This window comes from Arthrobacter sp. H20 (assembly GCF_000520515.1).
Taxonomy (GTDB): Bacteria; Actinomycetota; Actinomycetes; order Actinomycetales; family Micrococcaceae; genus Arthrobacter_D.
The window spans coordinates 31,193-36,934 of the sequence record NZ_KI914737.1 but is presented as its reverse complement, the minus strand read 5'-3'; the positions used below and the strand labels follow the sequence as shown (position 1 = coordinate 36,934).

Annotated in this window: 6 protein-coding genes; 2 read left to right on the top strand and 4 right to left on the bottom strand. The window is 60.9% G+C overall.

Annotation, left to right across the window (positions count from 1 at the left end; all coding sequences use genetic code 11):
* Window positions 1-294: 294 nt before the first annotated feature.
* Complete coding sequence (gene glnA / locus Y703_RS0111835; protein ID WP_026552861.1) at window positions 295-1,719, bottom strand: type I glutamate--ammonia ligase; 1,425 nt, start codon at window positions 1,717-1,719, stop codon at window positions 295-297.
* A 257-nt stretch (window positions 1,720-1,976) separates the two neighbouring features.
* Here glnA and Y703_RS0111830 point away from each other — a divergent pair, with 257 nt between their 5' ends.
* Complete coding sequence (locus Y703_RS0111830) at window positions 1,977-2,414, top strand: RDD family protein (RefSeq protein ID WP_026552860.1); 438 nt, start codon at window positions 1,977-1,979, stop codon at window positions 2,412-2,414.
* A 23-nt stretch (window positions 2,415-2,437) separates the two neighbouring features.
* The gene (map, locus tag Y703_RS0111825; RefSeq protein ID WP_026552859.1) at window positions 2,438-3,208 is read left to right on the top strand and encodes a type I methionyl aminopeptidase; all 771 of its coding nucleotides are present in this window, start codon (window positions 2,438-2,440) and stop codon (window positions 3,206-3,208) included.
* A gap of 76 nt (window positions 3,209-3,284) precedes the next feature.
* On the opposite strand, the gene Y703_RS0111820 is transcribed toward map, so the two are convergent.
* The 3 genes from Y703_RS0111820 to lipB all read right to left on the bottom strand — a co-directional run.
* Window positions 3,285-4,037 (bottom strand): DUF4191 domain-containing protein, encoded by a 753-nt coding sequence (locus Y703_RS0111820; protein ID WP_026552858.1) that lies wholly within the window; start codon window positions 4,035-4,037, stop codon window positions 3,285-3,287.
* 89 nt (window positions 4,038-4,126) lie between these two features.
* Window positions 4,127-5,131, bottom strand: a complete 1,005-nt coding sequence (lipA, locus tag Y703_RS0111815; protein WP_026552857.1) for a lipoyl synthase — start codon at window positions 5,129-5,131, stop codon at window positions 4,127-4,129.
* Window positions 5,128-5,742 (bottom strand): lipoyl(octanoyl) transferase LipB (lipB, locus tag Y703_RS19625; protein ID WP_081743513.1); only part of this gene is annotated, 615 nt, incomplete at its 5' end. The genes lipB and lipA, both read right to left, overlap by 4 nt.

The following is a 5,742-nucleotide window of genomic DNA, read 5'->3' as shown; positions in this document are numbered from 1 at the left end:
GCAACCCTTTCGATAATCTGTTCTTCATCTTGGGACTCAGCCAACATGGCCCTCGCCCGACCTTTCCCTAACCTCGTACCTGATATGGACAGGTGGCCGCCTGCGGGAATCACAACGGGGAAAACTGAATCTAGTCCTCGTGCTCAAACAACGCGCAACAATGAAGGGCCCACGGCGCGATCCCCAATGCCCGGCTAGACGACGGCCTCAACGAACCATAGGAACAACGGCATCGACAGGCGACCACAACACCATTTTCAGCCCGGAACGGGCGTCCCGCAAGGGACACTTTGGTTAGACGCCGTAGTACAGCTCGAACTCGTAGGGGTTCGGGCGTAGCGACAGCGGGATGATCTCGAACTCTCGCTTGTACTCGACCCAGGTATCGATCAGGTCCTGGGTGAAGACTCCGCCAGCCTGCAGGAACTCGTTGTCGGCCTCAAGGGCGAGCAGAGCTTCCTCGAGTGATCCCGGAGCCTTCTGGATATCTTTGGCTTCCTCAGTGGGGAGCTCGTACAGATCCTTGTCGATCGGATCGGCAGGCTCGATCCGGTTCTTGATCCCGTCAAGGCCAGCCATCAGCTGTGCAGCGAAGGCCAGGTACGGGTTGGACGAGGGGTCCGGTGCGCGGAACTCGATGCGCTTGGCTTTGGGGTTGGAACCCGTGATCGGGATTCGGATACCAGCCGACCGGTTGCCCTGTGAGTACACCATGTTGACAGGGGCTTCGAAGCCCTTGACCAGACGACGGTAGGAGTTGACCGTTGGGTTGGTGAACGCGAGCACGGCCGAGGCGTGCTTGAGGAGGCCGCCGATGTACCAGCGGGCCATGTCGGACAGGCCAGCGTAGCCGCGCTCGTCGTAGAACAGTGGCTCGCCACCGCTCCACAGTGACTGGTGGCAGTGCATGCCTGAGCCGTTGTCACCGAAGACTGGCTTCGGCATGAACGTGGCCGACTTCCCCCACGCGTCGGAGACGTTCTTGACGATGTACTTGAATTTCTGCAGATCGTCAGCCGCGTGCGTCATGGTGGTGAACTTGTAGTTGATTTCCGCCTGGCCCGCGCCACCTACCTCGTGGTGGGACCGCTCAACCTCCAGGCCAGCGTTGTCCAGCTCGACACAGATCGCATCCCGGAGGTCAGCTTGCTTGTCAACTGGAGACACCGGGAAGTAGCCGCCCTTGAAGGGGGTCTTGTTGCCAAGGTTCCCGCCCTCTTCCTCGCGGCCACCGTTCCAGGGTGCCTCGACTGAGTCAACCTTGTAGAAGCTGCCCTGCGGGAGGGACTCGTACTGCACGTTGTCGAAGATGTAGAACTCGGCTTCCGGCGCGAAGAACGCCGTGTCGGCAATGCCGGTGGAGCCCAGATACGCTTCGGCACGCTCTGCCACACCCCGTGGATCACGGTGGTATGGATCGCCGGTCCGAGGGTTAACGATCGAGAAGCTCAGTGCAAGCGTTTTCTCCATGCGGAAGGGATCAATGAACGCAGTGGTGACGTCCGGAATGAGCTGCATGTCGGACTCAGCGATTCCCTGGAAGCCGCGGATCGACGAACCGTCGAACAGCTGCCCGTTGACAAAGAAGTCTGCATCGACTGACTTTGCTGGAACGTTGAAGTGCTGTTGCACTCCAGGAAGATCGGTGAATCTGACGTCGACAAACTTCACGTCTTCGTCAGCGATGAACTTGAGGACTTCGTCCGCATTCTTGAACATCGTTTATGCTCCTAACGCATGTGGGGGTAACAGCCGGGCGCAACTCAGTGGCAGTCAGCGCCTCCGCCGCAATAGTTACAACTGTAGGAGTGTGCAGTTTCCCACTGGTGTCGCAATTGTTTCCGGCTCGTTACTTAATGGATGATCGGGGACTAAGGGCCCTTTTAGCCTAGCGTGCTTTACACCGGCGGGTCGGATGGGTGCCCCGTGACGACGACGGCGCACGGTCGGGGTCCCTGAACCGTTAAGATTGACCTGTGGTAGACAGAAACGATATTGGCTCATGGCTCGGCGGCACCCCCTCCGATAGTTCCAACTACTGGCCGGGCCGGGGAATGGGCCGGCCGAAGGAAGGCCAGGCATCGATTGCCCGCCCTGGACGCCGGGTCGTCGCAATCCTGATCGATTGGGCACTGGCTTCGCTGATTTCGTACTGGTTCTTCGGCTACAACAGCTTTGCCACACTGGCGGTCTTCGCTCTCACGCAGATTCTGCTGGTGGGCTTTTTCGGCTACAGCATTGGGCACCGGATCCTCGGCATGCAGGTGCAGACTGTTGCTGGCCACCCCGCAGGGTATGGCAAGGCCCTCGTGCGTTCCCTGTTGATCTGCCTGGTGATTCCCGCCGTCATCGTGGACCGCGATCAGCGTGGCGTCCACGACCGTGCCGTGCAAACAGTTCTTGTCAGGATCTAGGCAGTGCAGATGAAAGGCGTCAAATGATTGAGATCCTGAACCAATCCGAACTGGCCCGGGCGAAAGACACTGGAGCGCTGGTTGCCGAGATCCTGCAGACGGTGAAGAGCCGGGCCGCTGTCGGCACCAACCTGCTGGACATCGACAACTGGACTAAGGCAATGATTGCCGACGCCGGCGCACAGTCCTGCTACGTGGATTACGCGCCGTCGTTTGGGCGGGGGCCCTTCGGTCACTACATCTGCACCGCAGTCAACGACGCGGTACTTCACGGACTGCCGCACGACTACCCGCTGGCAGACGGAGACCTGCTGACCCTCGACCTCGCTGTGTCAAAGAACGGGATTGCAGCAGATTCGGCTATCAGCTTCATCGTGGGCGATTCACGGCCGCCTGAAAGTGTTGAGATGATTCGCGCCACCGAACGTGCGCTGAACGCAGGGATCGCGGCCGCCCGCCCCGGAGCGAAGATTGGAGACATCTCCTATGCAATCGGTCGGGTCCTTACCGATGCGGGGTATCCAATCAACACCGAGTTCGGCGGCCATGGCATTGGGTCCACTATGCATCAGGACCCTCACGTTCCCAATACCGGACGACCCGGACGTGGCTACGCCCTTCGGCCCGGACTGCTGCTGGCTCTTGAGCCGTGGGTCATGGTGGACACTGCGAAGCTCGTTACTGACCCCGACGGGTGGACGCTGAGGAGCGCAACCGGCTGCCGCACAGCCCACAGTGAACACACCATTGCCATCACCGATGACGGCGCGGAAATCCTCACGGTACAGAGATAAAAAAAGGCCGCCCACGCTTCGGGGAACAAATACTCCGAAGCATGGGCGGCGTTCGAGGTGGCGCGGCCGGGCTGGCCTAGCGGCCGCGCATGGCCTTGCGGTCCGGGCGCGCTTTGAAAGGATCGACACCCTTCGGGATCGGCAGCTTGGTTCCCAGCGCCGTGAGCCGCTTGTTGACCGCCTGGACTTCCTGTTTGGTCAGGTTCTTCTTGAGTTTCTGCGCCTTTTTGGCGACCTGGGCCAGGGGGACCTGGCCGTCGCCGCGGCCAGACTCGATGACGTGAACCACTACGTTGGGAACGATTCGTGCCATCTTGCGCCGTTCGGCCTCAGCCAACGGCTTCACCCGGGCGGAGGGGCCCTCGGTGACCAGGACGATCCCTGGCCGGCCGATGGCGCGGAAGACTGCGTCCTGCGACCGGGGGTTCATGGCGACTGGCTGGTCTTGGAGAATCCACCCACGACGAAGGACACTCAGGGCGGCTCCCGCCGCACCCGGTTGGCCCTCAATCTGGGAAAACGCAGCCCGCTCGGCCCGGCGGGACAGGATAAATACCGCTGCAAGGAAGCCAAGCGGGATGGCGATGATGAGCATCGTAATCCAGTTTTGGATCAGAAACCCGATCAGCAGGCCGATGGCCACTATCGACAGGAAGGCGAGCAGCATAATCCAAACCACGTTCGGATCGTTCCGGCGGGTCATCTTGAAGACCTCGGAGATTTGTTTCATCCGCCCGGTTTTCTTCGGACCCTTTGCGGGCTTCGGCTTCCGGGAAAAGAGGCGCCGCTTAGGGGTGGATGATCCGTCTGATTCAGTACTGTTGGCCATAGTGCTTCAATTCTACGTGATGCAGGGTGTCGGTTGGACGCGCGGAAACAACCCCAGTCAAGCGATCAGGGCTGCGGCCAGCGGGCGGGTTACCCAGTTGGCGCGAGGCTCGACGCCTCCTGGAGAGTGGACCCGGAATCTTCGATGTGTGCCAGGGCGGGAGGCAGTTCAAGACCCTTCTTGCGCATGGCACGCGCCCAGAGCCGGCCCGCGCGGTAGGAGGAGCGCACCAGCGGTCCACTCATGACGCCGAGGAAGCCAATCTCCTCGGCCTCGGTCCGCAGCTCAACAAACTCCTGGGGCTTGACCCAGCGATCCACGGGAAGGTGACGTTCACTCGGCCGCAGGTACTGGTTGATGGTGATCAGGTCGCAGCCAGCGTCGTGCAGATCCTGCAGAGCCTCGGAGATCTCTTGCCGGGTCTCACCCATCCCCAGGATCAGGTTTGACTTGGTGACCATGCCCTGAGCCCTACCCTGAGTAATGACGTCGAGGGACCGCTCGTAGCGGAAGGCGGGACGGATGCGTTTGAAGATCCGGGGAACGGTTTCGACGTTGTGAGCGAAGACCTCAGGAGCAGCATCGCAGATCGCCGTGATGTGCTCGGGGTTGCCCGAGAAGTCAGGAATGAGGATCTCGACGCCGGTGCCGGGGTTCATGCTGTGGATCTGACGAATCGTCTCGGCGTAGAGCCAAACTCCCTCATCAGCAAGGTCGTCGCGGGCGACGCCGGTGACTGTCGCGTAGCGCAGATTCATCGACTGCACCGACTGGGCCACTTTGAACGGTTCGCTGCGGTCCAGGGGTTGTGGTTTGCCGGTGTCAATCTGGCAGAAGTCACAGCGGCGTGTGCATTCGGAACCACCGATCAGGAAGGTGGCCTCGCGGTCTTCCCAGCATTCGAAGATATTGGGACAGCCGGCCTCCTCACACACGGTGTGGAGCCCTTCCTTTTTGACAAGATTCTTCATCGCCACGAATTCGGGGCCGATGTTTACCTTCGCTTTGATCCAGTCGGGTTTGCGATCCACCGGGGTCTCGGCGTTTCTCGCCTCGACGCGGAGAAGGCGGCGTCCTTCGGGGGCCAGACTCACAGTAAAACTCCTTCCGGCCGGTTGACACCGGCAGGGTTGACTGTGCTTGACGGGCGGACAACGTCAGCCGCCTCGGCAACCAATGATGATTCATTCTTGCGCAGTTCTTCTTCAATCCGCGAAACGATGTCAGCTGGCGTCACCGTTCGGCCCACTTCTGCTGAGATTGTGGTGACCCCAGCGTCAGAGATGCCGCACGGGACGATCTGCTCGAAAGGCGCCAGTTCGTTGCTGCAGTTCACAGCGAATCCGTGCATGGTGACCCGCCGGTTGATGCGGATTCCAATGGCAGCGATCTTCCGGTCCGTTCCCCTGTCGTCGGCAGCGACCCAGACCCCCGACCTGCCGTCGATCCGGGTCCCCGCGATCCCGTAATCCTTCAGGACGGCGATGATCACTTCTTCGAGGATGGCCACGTAGCCGGTAACCCGAGTCGGCTCGGGCAGAGCCAGAATGGGGTACCCCACCAGCTGGCCCGGGCCGTGCCAGGTGAGCTTCCCGCCACGATCCACCGGGATGACCGGTGTCCCATCGAATGGCCGCTCATGATCCTCGGTTCGGCGCCCCGCGGTGTACACGGCACTGTGTTCCAAAAACAGGACAGTGCTGGG